The sequence below is a fragment of the Streptomyces sp. CB02366 genome, from assembly GCF_001905905.1.
GTDB lineage: Bacteria > Actinomycetota > Actinomycetes > Streptomycetales > Streptomycetaceae > Streptomyces.
Genome location: NZ_LIVT01000011.1, coordinates 45,937 through 60,849, shown reverse-complemented (window position 1 = coordinate 60,849; position 14,913 = coordinate 45,937). Strand labels below are relative to the sequence as shown.

Sequence of the window (14,913 nt, the reverse complement as noted above, 5' to 3'; positions counted from 1 at the left end):
ACCGCCGGGCCCCTCGAACACTCCGGTCCCCTCGAACCCTCCGGACCCTCCGGAACGCAAGGAGAACACTCTCCAGATGACGAGCACCGCCGTCACCCACATCGCCAACCTGGTCACCAACGACCCCTCCCTCGGAAACAGGGCCCCCCTGGGCCTGATCCAGGACGCGGCCGTCGTCATCGAGGGCGACCGCGTCATCTGGACCGGTGAGTCCAGCAAAGCACCCGCCACCGACAACGTCCTCGACGCCACCGGCCGCGCGGTGATCCCCGGCTTCGTCGACTCCCACTCCCACCTGGTCTTCGCGGGCGACCGCACCGAGGAGTTCAACGCCCGCATGTCCGGGCAGCCCTACCGCGCGGGCGGCATCCGCACCACCGTCGCCGCCACCCGGGCCGCCTCCGACGACGAGCTGTCCGCCAACGTCGCCCGCTACCTCGCCGAAGCCCTGCGCCAGGGCACCACCACCCTCGAGACCAAGTCCGGCTACGGCCTCACCGTCGAGGACGAGGCCCGCGCCCTGCGGATCGCGGGCCGCCACACCGACGAGGTCACCTATCTCGGCGCCCACATCGTCTCCCCCGACTACGCCGACGACCCCGCCGGCTACGTCGACCTGGTCACCGGCCCGATGCTGGACGCCTGCGCCCCGCACGCCCGTTGGATCGACGTCTTCTGCGAGCAGGGCGCCTTCGACGGCGACCAGGCCCGGGCGGTCCTCACGGCCGGCCGCGCCAAGGGGCTGCACCCCCGTATCCACGCCAACCAGTTGAGTCACGGCCCCGGCGTCCAGCTCGCCGTCGAGCTCGACGCGGCCTCGGCCGACCACTGCACCCACCTCACCGACGCCGACGTCGAGGCGCTCGGCCAGGGGAACACGGTGGCGACGCTTCTGCCGGGCGCGGAGTTCTCCACCCGCGCCGAGTGGCCCGACGCCCGCCGCCTCCTCGACGCCGGGGCCACCGTCGCCCTCTCCACGGACTGCAACCCCGGTTCGTCGTTCACCTCGTCGATGCCGTTCTGCATCGCGCTGGCCGTGCGCGACATGGGGATGACCCCGGACGAGGCGGTCTGGTCGGCCACCGCCGGCGGGGCCGCCGCCCTGCGCCGTACGGACATCGGGCGGATCGCCCCCGGCGCCCGTGCCGACCTGGTCCTCCTCGACGCCCCGAGCCACGTCCACCTGGCGTACCGCCCGGGCGTCCCCCTGGTCAGCGCGGTCTGGCGGGGCGGGCAGCGGGTGGTCTGAGGACTGGTCGGGCCCCGTGCCCGGCCGACCCGGCCGGGCACGGGGCCCGACCGGCGCACGGTACGGCGCCCCGGCGCCCCAGGGCCCCGGGGCGCCGCGCCCACCACGCGGAAGGACCCGCTCCCGGCGGTCCGGGGCGGGTCCTTCCGTGCTGCTCGACGGCGCCCGCCGCCCCGGGGGGCGTGGCGGGCGGTACCCGTCATTCGTCCACGGTCAGCCCCTTGCGGAGCTTGGCGAGCGTCCGCGAGAGCAGCCGGGACACGTGCATCTGCGAGATGTTCAGTTCCTCGCCGATCTCCGACTGCGTCATGTTGCTGACGAAACGGAGCGAGAGGATCATCCGGTCCCGGGCGGACAGCGCGGCGATCAGCGGCTTGAGGGACTCCACGTACTCGATGCCTTCGAGGCCGTTGTCCTCGTAACCGATGCGGTCCGAGAGGGCGCCCTCGCCGTCGTCGTCCTCGGGCTTGGCGTCCAGCGAGCTGGCGGTGTACGCGTGGCTCGCGGACATGCCCTCGACGACCTCGTCCTGGGTGATGCCGAGCCGCTCGGACAGCTCCGCCACGGTGGGCGCGCGGTCCAACCGCTGGGCCAGTTCGTCGCCCGCCTTCGCCAGGTCGAGCCGCAGCTCCTGGAGCCGGCGCGGCACGCGCACGGACCAGCTGGTGTCCCGGAAGAAACGCTTGATCTCGCCGACGATCGTCGGCAGCGCGAAGGTGGGGAACTCCACCCCGCGGCTCAGCTCGAACCGGTCGATCGCCTTGATCAGGCCGATGGTGCCGACCTGGACGATGTCCTCCATCGGTTCGCTGCGGGAGCGGAACCGGGAGGCGGCGAACTTGACGAGCGCGAGGTTCAGCTCGACGAGGGTGTTGCGGACGTAGCTGTACTCCGGGGTGCCCTCTTCCAGGGCCTCCAGCCGCTCGAAGAGCGTCTTCGACAGCGCCCTGGCGTCCAGAGCGCCCACTTCGGCGTACGGCGGGATCTCGGGAAGTCCTTCGAGTCCTTCGAGCCCCTCGCCGGTCGGGCCGGAGAAGTCTGAGGTGGTGCTGGTGCGCGGGCCGGGAACGGCACTCGCGGCGGGGGAGTCGGAATTGGTCGGTCCCTGAGGACATGCCGACGACGCGTAGTGGGTACGCGCTCCGTCGAGCCGGGGTGACATGGTTCTCCTCCATCGTTCTCGGCATATGGCTGCCGATGCCCCTACGTGTTCCTGCGGTGAAGCGGCGCCTCCAAAGCCGGTCGTGTTTCGGGTGTCCCTCTACCCTTACCCGGTTCCGGCCAGCAGTGACAAGCTCCAATTGCCGCCGTATGTCCGGTTTGTGGAGGTCTCCGACTACCGCAGGGCGAAGGGAACGCGTACTGTTTCACGGACGTCGGCGGCAGCTAGGCATTCAGCCGCACAGGCAGTGACGTGCACGGTGACGAAGGCGAAGAGGGACTGGCATGGACCGCGGGACGGTCGGCAGTGCGAACCGGGGTCGGCTTCAGGTCGAGGCCCGGACCGAGGGGCGCAACGAGGTCGTGACGCCGGTGGGTGAGCTGGATCACCACACCGCCGATCTGTTGCGGGAGCCTCTGGAGAGTGCGGTCGAGCAGGGGCGCGTGCGCCTGGTGGTCGACTGCTCTCGCCTGGATTTCTGTGATTCCACCGGGTTGAACGTGCTGCTCGGCGCCCGCCTCAAGGCGGAGGCGGCCGGAGGCGAGGTCCACCTGGCCGGAATGCAGCCCGTGGTGGCGCGGGTGTTCGAGATCACCGGGGCGGAGGCGGTCTTCACCGTCCACGCCACCCTCGACGAGGCGCTGGCCACCTGATCCGGCACGGTCGCGCGGTCGCGGACGTCCCCGCGGTCCGACGCGGTACGCGCCGTACCGGCGGCGGTACGCGATCGTGTGCTTCAAGTGGGTGTTGTTGCGGGACGGCAGGGCAGGAGACACCCCATCGGCGCCTCGCAGAGGTTCCGGCGCATGCGGTAACTGATCATTTTCTTTACGACGGCGACATGGCGACATGGCGAATCGGTGAGGTGAAGCGCTGATGAGCACCACCCGGCAGCATCCGCCGGGCGACCTCGGTCGTGAGCCGGACGGAGCGGCTTCGGCCTCGCCCGATCCGGTCGAGCGGCAGTGGCGCACGCTCTCGCTGGCGCAGGCGAGCGGCATCGTCCCGACAGCCCGTGACTTCGCCCGGCAGGCCCTGCACGACTGGGGCTGGCTCCCGGCGGCCACCGCCGATCGCCGGGCCGCCGCCGAGGACGTCCTGCTGGTCGTCTCCGAGCTGGTGACCAACGCCTGTCTGCACGCGGAGGGCCCCGAGGAGCTGCGGCTCGGCCACACCCCCAAGGCGCTGCGCGTGGAGGTCGTCGACCGGGGGGCCGGGCAGCCCGCGCCCCGTACGCCGCACCGTGCCGGACGTCCCGGAGGCCACGGCATGTTCATCGTGCAGCGTCTCTGTATCGACTGGGGCGTCCTGCGCTCGCCCGACACCCCGGGCAAGACGGTCTGGGCGGAGCTCGCCGCTCCCGCGTGACCGTGTGAGGGCCGGCCCGCCGGGGACGGCGGAACGGCCCTCGGGGCGCTTCCGCCGCCGGACTCCGGCGGCGCCGCGCGGCCTGCCGCCCCACCGCCGTACGCCGGACGGCCCGCTGTTCCGTACGCGGGCGCACCCCGGGTACGCGTACGCCGTCGTCGGCGACCCTCGCCCGCACCAGGTACCCGTATGGGGAGAGCGCGCCGGATCGGCGCGCTTTTTTCGTCTTCTCCCCGTCAGCCTCCGGCCCCACCTCGAACGCCCTGCCGGCCCGTCGGCGGCCGTGCTCGCCCGTGCCCGCCCGTGCGGGGCGTGACGCGCCCGTCGCGCGGGGGCCGTGGGCGTCGACCGCCGGGGGGTGACGCCCACCGGGCCGCGGCGAGGCCCCTGGTACGGCCGCCCCCGCCCCCTTCGCCCGCCGGTCCTCGGTACCCCGCCCGCCTGCCTCCCCGGAACCGGCCGCGTCCGCCCGGCCGGGCGTCGGGCGGACGCACGACGGCGGGTCCGCACGAAACCTCGTGCGGACCCGCCGTCGTCCGCCCCGTACGGTCCGGGGCGGTGTGTCGTCCGTGCCTACTTCACGCCGCCCATCAGGGCGCGGATCTTGCGGCCCGCCACCATGAAGGCGAGGCCCGCGGCGACGGCCACGACCGCCTGCAACGTGTAGTACGCCGCGTCGCCCAGCGGGGCGTTGAGCTTCGTGGTCCAGCCGTTCAGGGCGTTGCCCGTCGAGGTGGCCAGGAACCACAGGCCCATGATCTGGCCCACGAACATCTTCGGCGCCAGCTTCGTGGAGAGCGACAGGCCGACCGGGGAGAGGCACATCTCGCCCATGGTCTGCGCCAGGTAGACGGCGAGCAGCCAGAAGACGGTGACCTTGCCGGTGTCGCTGTTGGCCGCGGCGGCGCCCGCCAGGCCCATGATGCCGAAGGAGCCGCCGATGAGGAGCATCGCCAGGGCGAACTTCATCGGGGTGCTGGGCTCACGGTTGCGCGTGGCCAGCTTGACCCAGAGCGCGGCGAAGATCGGGGCCAGGACGATGACCATGGCGGGGTTGACGGACTGCAGCCAGGAGGCCGGGAACTCCCAGCCGCCGATGAAGCGGTCCGTCTTGTTGTCCGCGAAGATCGTCAGCAGCGAACCGGACTGGTCGTAGATCATCCAGAAGAGCACGGCGGTGATGAAGAACCACACGTAGGCCTTGATCTTCGGCCGGTCCTCCGCGGTCAGCGCCGGATCCCGGAAGATCGTGACGAAGTAGACGATCGGCACGACGACGCCCAGCACGGCCAGGACGTTGACGATGTGCTCGATGTCGTACGTGCCCAGCGCCAGGTCGATCAGCAGCGCGGCGACCGCGATGCCGGACCAGAGGCCCACCTTGCGCAGCGTCCGGCGGCGCTCCTCGGGGGAGATGGGCTTGGCGGGGAGCTTGCCGACCTCGCCGAGGTACTTGGAGCCCAGCGCGTACTGGATCACCGCGAAGGTCATGCCGACACCGGCGACGCCGAACCCGAGGTGCCAGTTGACGTGCTCGCCGAGGTAGCCGACCAGCAGCGGGGCGGCGAGGCCGCCGATGTTGATCGCCATGTAGAAGAGTGTGAAGCCGGCGTCCCGGCGGGCGCTGCTCTGGCCCTCGTAGAGGCCGCCCACCATGGCGGAGATGTTCGGCTTCAGCAGACCCGTACCGGCCGCGATCAGCGCGAGGCCGATGAAGAACGCGATGTCGCTCGGCAGCGCCAGGGTGAAGTGGCCCAGCGCAATGATGATCCCGCCGACCAGGACGGCCTTGCGGGCGCCCCAGAGACGGTCGGCGACCCAGCCGCCGGGCATCGCGGCCATGTAGACGACGGCGTTGTAGACGCCGTAGATGGAGGCGGCGAGCGCCTCCCGGCCCTCCAGGGGGCCGTCGAGCACGGCGGCCACCAAGTACAGGGTGAGGATGGCGCGCATCCCGTACCAGGAGAAGCGTTCCCACATCTCCGTCATGAACAGGGTGGCCATACCGCGCGGGTGGCCGAAGAAGGTCTTCTCGCCGGAACCGGGCGAATCCTTCGTCAGGCTGGACGCCATGATCGATCCTTGCTGGTCGGGACGCGACGCCTCGTGAGCAGTACGCGCCCGGTGGGGGGCAGCCGGCACCGGCGCGGCCGAACCCCGTCCCTCACGCCTGCTGAGGGGGACGTGCTCCGCGCGGCCGGGCTCCTGGCGGAGATGCGGCGGCGGAGCGGGGAAGAACCGCGTCGGGATCCACGCCCGGTACGCGTCCTCGCGCTCCGGGCCCGGCTCACAGGTCATTCACTCGAAAAGGCCGGCGGGAACCGACCCTGCACACAAAAGAGACCTTTGGCGCTCATGGCTGCCCAAAGGTCCTTGAGTAGTGCAACAGGCGTCGGGACACCATACGACACGACACGACCGGATATGGAAGGACTTGAGAGATGGATCACAGGCCCGCGTGGAACCGCACTCCCCTATTCAAAGGTCTCCGTCCTCTTTGTGGAGCTGACCCGTAGGTCGCGTCCCGGGCCTCACCGTCGCCTTCCCGTCCGGACTACCATCAGTCCATGACCCGTGTTTTGCTCGCCGAGGACGACGCGTCCATCTCGGAGCCCCTGGCCCGCGCACTGCGGCGGGAGGGGTACGAGGTCGAGGTCCGCCAGGACGGCCCGACCGCGCTCGACGCCGGACTCCAGGGCGGCATCGACCTGGTCGTCCTCGATCTGGGACTGCCCGGGATGGACGGGCTGGAAGTCGCCCGCAGGCTCCGCGCCGACGGCCACACCATCCCGATCCTCGTGCTGACGGCCCGCGCCGACGAGGTCGACACCGTCGTCGGCCTGGACGCGGGCGCCGACGACTACGTCACCAAGCCGTTCCGGCTCGCCGAGCTGCTGGCCCGCGTCCGCGCCCTGCTGCGCCGCGGGGCCTCCGAGCCCGTCGCGCAGCCCGCCACCCACGGGGTGAGGATCGACGTCGAGTCGCACCGGGCCTGGATGGGCGAGGAGGAGCTCCAGCTCACCGCCAAGGAGTTCGACCTGCTGCGGGTCCTGGTCCGGGACGCCGGGCGGGTCGTCACCCGCGACCAGCTGATGCGCGAGGTATGGGACACCACCTGGTGGTCCTCCACCAAGACGCTCGACATGCACATCTCCTGGCTGCGCAAGAAGCTCGGCGACGACGCGGCCAACCCGCGCTACATCGCCACCGTCCGGGGCGTCGGCTTCCGGTTCGAGAAAAGCTGACGTACGAAGCCCCCATGCGCCCTGAGAACCGTTCCGGCGGCCCCCCGAGGCCGGTATGCGCCGCCGGCTGATCAACTCCACGCTCGCCGTGGTGCTCGTCGTCATCGCCGTCTTCGGCGTCTCGCTGGTGATCGTGGAGACGCGCACCATCAGCGCCAGCGCCCAGGAGAGCGTGGAGTCCGAGGCGCTGCGGCTGATCAGCGTGGTCGACAGCCGGCTGCTGGGGGAGGAGCGGATCAACCCCGGGGTGCTGGCCGAGCAGATCGACCCCAAGCGCTACGCGCTGGTCGAGATCCCCGGCCGCGAGCCCATCGCCGTCGGCGAGCGCCCTTCCGGCAGCGTCCTGCGCGCCATCGAGACGGGGGAGCGGGGTGAGACGGTCACCGTCGAGGAGTCCCGCTCGGCCGTCACCCGCGAGGTCGGACGCACCCTCCTGATCATCGGGGCGGTGGCGCTGCTGGCGATCGTCTCGGCGGTACTGCTCGCCGTACGCCAGGCCAACCGGCTGACCTCCCCCCTCACCGACCTCGCCGAGACCGCCGAGCGCCTGGGCTCCGGCGACCCCCGCCCGCGCCACAAGAGGTACGGAGTGCCCGAGCTGGACCGGGTCGCCGACGTCCTCGACGCCTCGGCCGAGCGGATCGCCCGGATGCTGACCGCCGAGCGGCGGCTGGCCGCAGACGCCTCGCACCAGCTGCGGACCCCGCTGACCGCGCTCTCCATGCGGATCGAGGAGATCTCCGTCACCGACGACCCGGACACGGTGAAGGAGGAGGCGAACATCGCCCTCACCCAGGTGGAGCGCCTCACCGACGTCGTCGAACGGCTCCTGACGAACTCCCGCGACCCGCGCACCGGCTCCGCCGTCGTCTTCGACCTCGACGAGATCGTCAAACAGCAGATCGAGGAGTGGCGCCCGGCCTACCGCAGTGCCGGCCGCGCCCTCGTCTGCTCCGGGAAGCACGGGCTGCGGGCCGTCGGCACTCCGGGGGCGGTCGCCCAGGTCCTGGCGGCGCTGATCGAGAACTCCCTCATGCACGGCGGCGGCACCGTCGCCCTGCGCACCCGGGTCACCGGCAACCAGGCGGTCATCGAGGTCACCGACGAGGGCCCCGGTGTCCCCGCCGAACTGGGGGCGCGGATCTTCGAGCGGACCATCAGCGGCCGCAACTCCACCGGCATCGGCCTGGCGGTCGCCCGCGACCTCGCGGAGGCGGACGGCGGACGGCTGGAGCTGCTGCAGCAGCATCCGGCGGTCTTCGCGCTCTTCCTCAGCAGGACCCCGGCGAACCGGGACGCCCCCGAGCGCCCGGTGCGCTGAACGACGACGGGGCGCCGGCCCGGCTCCGCACCGGGGCGGCCGGGCGCGTACCGGAGGGGGCCCCGTACGGGAGGGGCCGAGGGGCCGTACGCGGAGCACGGGAGCCCGCGCGGAGGGGCGCGGCGGTTTTCTGCGGGAGCCGGGAGATGAGTTCCGTACGGGGCTCAGTTCCGCACGGGGCCCGGAGTCACTCGCTCCTCGACCGGTCGGCGCTGCTCCAGAAACCGCTCCGCGTTCAGCACGGCCTCCTTGGCGGGCAGGGTCTTGAAGACCCAGGTCCGGTAGGACCAGAAGCGGAACAGGGTGGCGATCCCGATGCCGACGACCTTGAAGACGTTGCTCTGGACCGGGGTGTTCCAGCCGAAGCCGTACGTCGCCAGGTACAGCACGCCCGTCTCGATCACCGCGCCCGCCGCGCTGAACAGCAGGAAGAGGGCCAGCTCACGGGTCCGGCCGGTCTTGTCGCGCTCCCGGTAGGTCCAGTAGCGGAAGCCCACGTAGTTGAAGAGGATCGCGACGAACGTTGCCAGCACGCTCGCCCGGACCACCTGGAGGTCGGTCGTGTGCCGCAGCAGGTTGAAGACCGCGATGTTGACCAGCAGGCCGAAGGCGCCGACCGCGCCGAACTTGGCGACCTCCCGGGCCAGGGCGTCAAGCCGGGTCCGCAGTGCGCCCCGTTCGCTCATGGTGATCGCTGGCCCCGTCCGTTGGAAGGCGTCTCCGTGGTGTCGACGCAACCACGTCAACCCCGCCATGCTAACCAGCCCGCATGTGTGACGCCCGTGAGCGGGCGGAGCGGTGGCCGGGGGGCGCCCGTCCGGCCGTCCGGGAACCACCGGCGTGGCGGATACCCTGGGGGCGTGACGTTCCCGGTAGTCGGCATGGTCGGCGGCGGTCAGCTCGCCCGCATGACCCACGAGGCGGGCATCCCCCTCGGCCTGACATTCAAGCTGCTCAGTGACACCCCCCAGGACTCGGCGGCCCAGGTCGTGAGCGAGGTCGTCATCGGCGACTATCGCGACCTGGACACCCTGCGCGCCTTCGCTCGCGGCTGCGACGTGATCACCTTCGATCACGAGCACGTGCCGACCGAGCACCTGCGGGCCCTGGAGGCGGACGGCATCCCCGTGCGCCCCGGCCCCGACGCCCTGGTGCACGCCCAGGACAAGGGGGTGATGCGCGCCCGGCTCACGGAGATCGGCGCCCCCTGCCCCCGCCACCGCATCGTGGGCGACCCGGCCGACGCCGCCGCGTTCGCCGAGGAGGTCGGCGGCTTCCCCGTCATCCTCAAGACCGTGCGCGGCGGCTACGACGGCAAGGGCGTGTGGGTGGTCCGCTCCGAGGCGGACGCGGCCGAGCCCTTCCGCGCCGGGGTCCCGGTCCTCGCGGAGGAGAAGGTCGACTTCGTACGGGAGCTGGCGGCGAACATCGTCCGCTCGCCGCACGGCCAGGCCGTCGCCTACCCGGTCGTCGAGTCGGTCCAGGTCGACGGCGTCTGCGACACCGTGATCGCCCCGGCCCCCGGGCTGGACGAGGAGCTGGCCGGCGAGGCCCAGCAGCTGGCGCTCCGTATCGCCGCCGAGCTGGGCGTCGTCGGACACCTCGCGGTCGAGCTGTTCGAGACCCGCGGCCCCGACGGGAAGCCCGGCATCCTGGTCAACGAACTGGCGATGCGCCCGCACAACTCCGGCCACTGGACCATGGACGGCGCGATCACCTCCCAGTTCGCCAACCACGTCCGGGCCGTCCTCGACCTCCCGCTCGGCGACCCGCGCCCCCGCGCCCCCTGGACGGTCATGTGCAACGTCCTGGGCGGCGACTACCCGGACATGTACCAGGGGTACCTGCACTGCATGGCCCGCGATCCGCAGCTCAAGATCCACATGTACGGCAAGGACGTGAAGCCCGGCCGCAAGGTCGGACACGTCAACACCTACGGCGACGATCTGGCGGACGTGCGGGAGCGCGCCCGGCACGCGGCCGACTACCTGCGAGGAACGATCACCGAATGACTTCCCCCTCCGCACCGGCGCCCGTGATCGGCGTCGTCATGGGCTCGGACTCCGACTGGCCGGTCATGGAGGCCGCCGCCAAGGCGCTCGACGAGTTCGAGATCCCGTACGAGGTCGACGTCGTCTCCGCCCACCGCATGCCGCGCGAGATGATCGCGTACGGCGAGCGGGCCGCGGGCCGCGGTCTGAAGGCGATCATCGCGGGCGCGGGCGGCGCCGCCCACCTGCCCGGCATGCTGGCCTCCGTCACCCCGCTGCCGGTCATCGGCGTGCCGGTGCCGCTGAAGTACCTGGACGGCATGGACAGCCTGCTCTCCATCGTCCAGATGCCGGCCGGGGTTCCCGTCGCCACCGTCTCCGTCGGCGGCGCCCGCAACGCGGGCCTGCTGGCCGCGCGCATCCTGGCCGCCTCCGACCCCGCGCTCCAGGAGCGGATGGAGGAGTTCCTGCAGGAGCTGAACGACCAGGCCACGGAGAAGGGCAAGCGGCTGCGCGCCAAGGCCCAGGGCGCCGAGGCCTTCGGCTTCGGAAAGTAGGGGCGGCACATGGACCACCTCGCCCGCGCCCGCGAACTGCTCGCCGCCCACCCCGTCGTCGACGGCCACAACGACCTCCCCTGGGCCCTGCGCGAACAGGTCGGCTACGACCTCGACGCCCGGGACATCGCCGCCGACCAGCGCGGACTGCTCCACACCGACCTGAACCGGCTGCGGGCCGGCGGGGTCGGCGGCCAGTTCTGGTCGGTCTACGTCCGCACCGACCTGACCGGGGACGCGGCCGTCAGCGCCACCCTGGAGCAGATCGACGTCGTCGGCGAGCTGATCGCCCGCTACCCGACGTACCTGCGGCGCGCGCTCACCGCCGACGACCTGGAGCGGGCCCGCGCCGAAGGCCGGATCGCCTCCCTGATGGGGGCCGAGGGCGGCCACTCCGTCAACAACTCGCTGGGCACCCTGCGCGCCCTGTACGACCTGGGCGTCCGCTACATGACGCTCACCCACAACGACAACATCGACTGGGCCGACAGCGCCACGGACCTGCCGCGCCTCGGCGGCCTCTCCGCCTTCGGCCACGAGGTCGTCCGCGAGATGAACCGCGTCGGCATGCTGGTCGACCTCAGCCACGTCGCGGACGGCGTCATGCGCGACGCGCTCGCCACCAGCACCGCGCCGGTGATCTTCTCGCACTCCTCGGCCCGGGCCGTGTGCGACCACCCGCGCAACATCCCCGACGACGTGCTCGCGGCCCTCCCGGCCAACGGGGGCGTCGCGATGGCGACCTTCGTGCCGAAGTTCGTGCTCCCCGAGGCCGTCGCCTGGACGCTGGCCGCCGACCGCAACATGCGCGAGCACGGCCTGCACCACCTGGACACCACCCCCCAGGCCATGCGCATCCACGAGGACTTCGAGGCCGCCCACCCGCGCCCCGAGGCCACGGTCGCCACCATCGCCGACCACCTGGACCACATGCGCGCGGTCGCGGGCATCGACCACATCGGCATCGGCGGCGACTACGACGGCACGGCGTTCACCCCGCGCGGCCTGGAGGACGTCTCCGGCTACCCGAACCTCATCGCGGAGCTGCTGCGGCGGCACTGGTCCGAGGGCGACCTCGCCAAGCTGACCTGGCGCAACGCCGTACGGGTGCTGCGCGACGCGGAGGCCGTGGCCCGCGACGAGCAGAGCCGGCGCGGCCCCTCCCACGCGACGATCGCGGAGCTCGACGGCGTCCACTAGGGCGTGTTGCGAAAGGAGCGTCGTCCGCCCGGACGCCGCCGAGCAGGCGGGACTTTCGCAACACGCCCCAGGAGCCGTTGCGGTCAGCCCCGCCCGCCCACCGCCGCGAACGGTCCGCCCGGACCGAAGGCGAACGCCCCGAAGCGCTCGCCCATGCGGCGGTGGGCGGCGGCGTCCGGGTGCAGGCGGTCGGGCAGCGGCAGTTCGGCGTGGTCCGCCTCGCCGTACAGGACGCGCCCGTCCAGATGGAAGAGGTACGGGTCCGACGCCGCCCGCTCCGCCGTGATCCGGGCCAGCTCCTCCCGTACGACGCGCAGCGTCAGCTTGCCGGAGGCCGTCTCCGCCGGGTCGCCCAGCGCCGTGAACACCACCCCGTCCCCCCTCACGTCCGGCGCGGTGGGGCCCGGGGTGTCCTCGTGGGCGGGGCACAGGACCGGCGAGACCACCAGCAGCGGCGCGGTGGGATGACCCTCGCGCACCGTGTCCAGGAAACCGTGCACGGCGGGCCCGAACGCGCGCAGCCGCATCGCGTCGGCGCCCACCAGGTTGATGCCGATCTTGACGCTGACCAGGTCGGCCGGGGTGTCCCGCAGGGCGCGCGCGGTGAACGGGTCGAGGAGCGCGCCGCCCGCCAGGGAGAGGTTGACCAGGTCCACGCCCCCCGCCGCGGCGGCCAGGGCGGGCCAGGCGGTGGCGGAGCTGTCCGCGCACGAGCCCTGGCTGATGGAGCTGCCGTGATGCAGCCAGACCCGCCGCCCGCTCGGGCCCTCCGGGGCCACGGGCGCGTCGGTGCGCAGCCCGAGCAGTTCGACGGTCTCGGTGTACGGCAGCCAGATCTCGACGCTCTTCTCCCGCGCGGGCAGCCCGGTGAAGGCGACGGACCCGGGGGCGCCGGGGAACAGCTCCCGCGTCCCGTCGGAGAGGTCCACCATCAGCACGTCGCCGCCGCTCGCGGTGGCCCGCCCGGCCGGCTCCCCGTCGACGTACAGGTCGTACGCCCCGTTCGGGAGGGGCGGGAGGCCCGGGTGGCCCGTCACCGTGCGCCGGACGTCGAGCGCCACGGCGGTGGCCCGGGTACGGAACACCACCCGCACCCCGGACGGCTGCGCCTCCGCCTGGGCGACCTGGGGATCACCGCCGGCCCGGGCGCGGGCCGGGGCGGGCAGCCGGTGGGGGAGGAGGCCGCCGCGCGCGGTGCGCTCCACTTCGAGCGCGCCGCGCAGCAGGTCGTCGGTGAGGGGGGAGCTGATCCAGTCGCAGGCGTCGTCCATGCCCTCAGCCTGTCCGCCGGGCCCGGGGGCGATGCGGTACGACGGGAAGGAGGATCCGGGAGGCGTCAGAGGGACGGGCGCGGACCCGGTCCGGGCCCGCCGGGCGGCCCCTACGCCTTCGGGCGGCCCATCGCGCGGTAGGTCCATCCGGCCTCGCGCCAGACCGCGCTGTCCAGGGCGTTGCGGCCGTCCAGGATGATCCGGCGGGCGGCCGCCTCGCCCAGCTCGGCCGGGTCCAGCTCACGGAACTCGCGCCACTCCGTCAGGTGCAGCACCACGTCCGCGCCGCGCACCGCCTCCAGGGCCGAGTCCGCGTAGCCCAGGGTCGGGAACAGCCGCCGGGCGTTGTCCATCCCCTTCGGGTCGAACACGGTGACCTGACCGCCCTGGAGGTGGATCTGCCCGGCGACGTTGAGCGCGGGGGAGTCGCGTACGTCGTCGGAGTCGGGCTTGAACGCGGCGCCCAGCACCCCCACCCGCGTGCCGAGGAACGAGCCGCCGCCCACCGCCTCCCGGGCCAGCTCGACCATGTGGCCACGGCGGCGCATGTTGATGGAGTCGACCTCGCGGAGGAAGGTGAGGGCCTGGTCGGCGCCCAGCTCCCCGGCGCGGGCCATGAAGGCGCGGATGTCCTTGGGCAGGCAGCCGCCGCCGAAGCCGATCCCTGCCCGCAGGAACTTCTTCCCGATGCGCTCGTCGTGGCCGATGGCCTCCGCGAGCTTCACGACGTCCCCGTCGGCCGCCTCGCAGACCTCCGCCATCGCGTTGATGAAGGAGATCTTGGTGGCGAGGAAGGAGTTGGCGGAGGTCTTCACCAGCTCGGCGGTCGGGAAGTCGGTCACCACCAACGGCGCACCCTCCGCGATCGGCACGGCGTACACCTCGCGCAGCACCTTCTCGGCCCGCTCGCTCGTGACGCCGACGACGATCCGGTCGGGGTGCAGGGTGTCCTTCACGGCGAAGCCCTCGCGGAGGAACTCCGGGTTCCAGGCCAGCTCGGCCCCCGCCCCGGCCGGGGCCAGCTCGGCGAGCCGGTCCGCGAGACGGGCGGCCGAGCCCACGGGAACGGTCGACTTGCCGACGACGAGGGCGGGCCGCTCCAGGTGCGGGGCCAGCGACTCGAAGGCGCTGTCGACGTGGCTCATGTCGCAGGCGTACTCGCCGTGCTTCTGCGGAGTGTTCACACAGACGAAGTGGACGTCGCCGAACTCGGCGACCTCCTCCCAGGAGGTGGTGAAGCGCAGCCGCCCGGTGGAGCCCTCGATACCGGCCACGTGCCGCTGGAGCATCTCCTCCAGCCCCGGCTCGTACATCGGAACGCGTCCGGTGGAGAGCAGCTCGATCTTCTCCGGCACGACGTCGAGCCCCAGGACCTCGAAGCCCAGCTCGGCCATGGCGGCGGCATGGGTGGCGCCGAGGTAGCCGGTGCCGATCACAGTGATCCTGAGGGCCATGGAGTGCTCCTGGGAGATGCGGACAGACGTGCGGACCGAGCATAGTCGTGGACCCGGAAGCCGGAATTCACCGCCCGAAACGCCCGGCACCTTCC

13 protein-coding genes are annotated in these 14,913 nt (G+C 72.3%); 8 read left to right on the top strand and 5 right to left on the bottom strand.

All coding sequences use genetic code 11. The annotated features are described in order from the left end of the window. Positions 1 to 76 precede the first annotated feature (76 nt). On the top strand, positions 77 to 1,249 hold the full coding sequence (hutI, locus tag AMK24_RS25495; RefSeq protein WP_073771218.1) for an imidazolonepropionase: 1,173 nt from the start codon (positions 77 to 79) through the stop codon (positions 1,247 to 1,249). Between the two features lie 199 nt (positions 1,250 to 1,448). Here hutI and AMK24_RS25490 read toward each other — a convergent pair whose 3' ends face one another. Then, a complete protein-coding gene (locus tag AMK24_RS25490) occupies positions 1,449 to 2,411 on the bottom strand; it encodes an RNA polymerase sigma factor SigF (RefSeq protein ID WP_073771217.1) in 963 nt (320 codons plus the stop codon). Between the two features lie 284 nt (positions 2,412 to 2,695). On the opposite strand from AMK24_RS25490, the gene AMK24_RS25485 reads away from it, so the two are divergent. Further along, the gene (locus AMK24_RS25485) at positions 2,696 to 3,064 is read left to right on the top strand and encodes an STAS domain-containing protein (RefSeq protein WP_073771216.1); all 369 of its coding nucleotides are present in this window, start codon (positions 2,696 to 2,698) and stop codon (positions 3,062 to 3,064) included. 223 nt (positions 3,065 to 3,287) lie between these two features. After that, on the top strand, positions 3,288 to 3,779 hold the full coding sequence (locus AMK24_RS25480) for an ATP-binding protein (RefSeq protein ID WP_073771215.1): 492 nt from the start codon (positions 3,288 to 3,290) through the stop codon (positions 3,777 to 3,779). Between the two features lie 573 nt (positions 3,780 to 4,352). Here the strand turns inward: AMK24_RS25480 and AMK24_RS25475 are convergent. Beyond that, a complete protein-coding gene (locus tag AMK24_RS25475; protein ID WP_073771214.1) occupies positions 4,353 to 5,852 on the bottom strand; it encodes a peptide MFS transporter in 1,500 nt (499 codons plus the stop codon). Positions 5,853 to 6,346: 494 nt separating this feature from the next. On the opposite strand from AMK24_RS25475, the gene AMK24_RS25470 reads away from it, so the two are divergent. Together AMK24_RS25470 and AMK24_RS25465 are read left to right on the top strand one after the other, a co-directional pair. Continuing rightward, positions 6,347 to 7,024: a response regulator transcription factor gene (locus tag AMK24_RS25470; protein WP_073771213.1), complete on the top strand. Its 678-nt coding sequence runs from the start codon at positions 6,347 to 6,349 to the stop codon at positions 7,022 to 7,024. A 55-nt stretch (positions 7,025 to 7,079) separates the two neighbouring features. Further along, on the top strand, positions 7,080 to 8,345 hold the full coding sequence (locus tag AMK24_RS25465) for an ATP-binding protein (protein WP_073771212.1): 1,266 nt from the start codon (positions 7,080 to 7,082) through the stop codon (positions 8,343 to 8,345). A gap of 164 nt (positions 8,346 to 8,509) precedes the next feature. On the opposite strand, the gene AMK24_RS25460 is transcribed toward AMK24_RS25465, so the two are convergent. Further along, on the bottom strand, positions 8,510 to 9,031 hold the full coding sequence (locus AMK24_RS25460) for a GtrA family protein (protein WP_073771211.1): 522 nt from the start codon (positions 9,029 to 9,031) through the stop codon (positions 8,510 to 8,512). A 174-nt stretch (positions 9,032 to 9,205) separates the two neighbouring features. On the opposite strand from AMK24_RS25460, the gene AMK24_RS25455 reads away from it, so the two are divergent. Genes AMK24_RS25455 through AMK24_RS25445 form a run of 3 tightly spaced genes read left to right on the top strand, consistent with a single transcriptional unit; the run spans position 9,206 to position 12,093 of the window. Then, on the top strand, positions 9,206 to 10,357 hold the full coding sequence (locus AMK24_RS25455) for a 5-(carboxyamino)imidazole ribonucleotide synthase (RefSeq protein ID WP_073771210.1): 1,152 nt from the start codon (positions 9,206 to 9,208) through the stop codon (positions 10,355 to 10,357). Beyond that, complete coding sequence (gene purE / locus AMK24_RS25450; protein ID WP_073771209.1) at positions 10,354 to 10,893, top strand: 5-(carboxyamino)imidazole ribonucleotide mutase; 540 nt, start codon at positions 10,354 to 10,356, stop codon at positions 10,891 to 10,893. Before AMK24_RS25455 ends, purE begins: the two co-directional genes overlap by 4 nt. Positions 10,894 to 10,902: 9 nt before the next feature. Further along, positions 10,903 to 12,093 (top strand): dipeptidase, encoded by a 1,191-nt coding sequence (locus tag AMK24_RS25445; RefSeq protein WP_073771208.1) that lies wholly within the window; start codon positions 10,903 to 10,905, stop codon positions 12,091 to 12,093. Between the two features lie 83 nt (positions 12,094 to 12,176). On the opposite strand, the gene AMK24_RS25440 is transcribed toward AMK24_RS25445, so the two are convergent. Together AMK24_RS25440 and AMK24_RS25435 are read right to left on the bottom strand one after the other, a co-directional pair. After that, the gene (locus AMK24_RS25440) at positions 12,177 to 13,364 is read right to left on the bottom strand and encodes a GDSL-type esterase/lipase family protein (RefSeq protein WP_073771207.1); all 1,188 of its coding nucleotides are present in this window, start codon (positions 13,362 to 13,364) and stop codon (positions 12,177 to 12,179) included. Positions 13,365 to 13,474: 110 nt separating this feature from the next. Continuing rightward, positions 13,475 to 14,818 (bottom strand): UDP-glucose dehydrogenase family protein, encoded by a 1,344-nt coding sequence (locus AMK24_RS25435; RefSeq protein WP_073771206.1) that lies wholly within the window; start codon positions 14,816 to 14,818, stop codon positions 13,475 to 13,477. Between the last annotated feature and the right edge of the window lie 95 nt (positions 14,819 to 14,913).

Bases quoted from the DNA above. Each gene is read 5' to 3' on its own strand.
- AMK24_RS25490 (WP_073771217.1), bottom strand. From the start codon at position 2,411: ATGTCACCCCGGCTCGACGGAGCGCGTACCCACTACGCGTCGTCGGCA.
- AMK24_RS25445 (WP_073771208.1), top strand. From the start codon at position 10,903: ATGGACCACCTCGCCCGCGCCCGCGAACTGCTCGCCGCCCACCCCGTC.
- AMK24_RS25465 (WP_073771212.1), top strand. From the start codon at position 7,080: ATGCGCCGCCGGCTGATCAACTCCACGCTCGCCGTGGTGCTCGTCGTC.
- hutI (WP_073771218.1), top strand. From the start codon at position 77: ATGACGAGCACCGCCGTCACCCACATCGCCAACCTGGTCACCAACGAC.
- AMK24_RS25475 (WP_073771214.1), bottom strand. From the start codon at position 5,852: ATGGCGTCCAGCCTGACGAAGGATTCGCCCGGTTCCGGCGAGAAGACC.
- AMK24_RS25470 (WP_073771213.1), top strand. From the start codon at position 6,347: ATGACCCGTGTTTTGCTCGCCGAGGACGACGCGTCCATCTCGGAGCCC.
- AMK24_RS25440 (WP_073771207.1), bottom strand. From the start codon at position 13,364: ATGGACGACGCCTGCGACTGGATCAGCTCCCCCCTCACCGACGACCTG.
- AMK24_RS25480 (WP_073771215.1), top strand. From the start codon at position 3,288: ATGAGCACCACCCGGCAGCATCCGCCGGGCGACCTCGGTCGTGAGCCG.
- AMK24_RS25485 (WP_073771216.1), top strand. From the start codon at position 2,696: ATGGACCGCGGGACGGTCGGCAGTGCGAACCGGGGTCGGCTTCAGGTC.
- purE (WP_073771209.1), top strand. From the start codon at position 10,354: ATGACTTCCCCCTCCGCACCGGCGCCCGTGATCGGCGTCGTCATGGGC.
- AMK24_RS25435 (WP_073771206.1), bottom strand. From the start codon at position 14,818: ATGGCCCTCAGGATCACTGTGATCGGCACCGGCTACCTCGGCGCCACC.
- AMK24_RS25460 (WP_073771211.1), bottom strand. From the start codon at position 9,031: ATGAGCGAACGGGGCGCACTGCGGACCCGGCTTGACGCCCTGGCCCGG.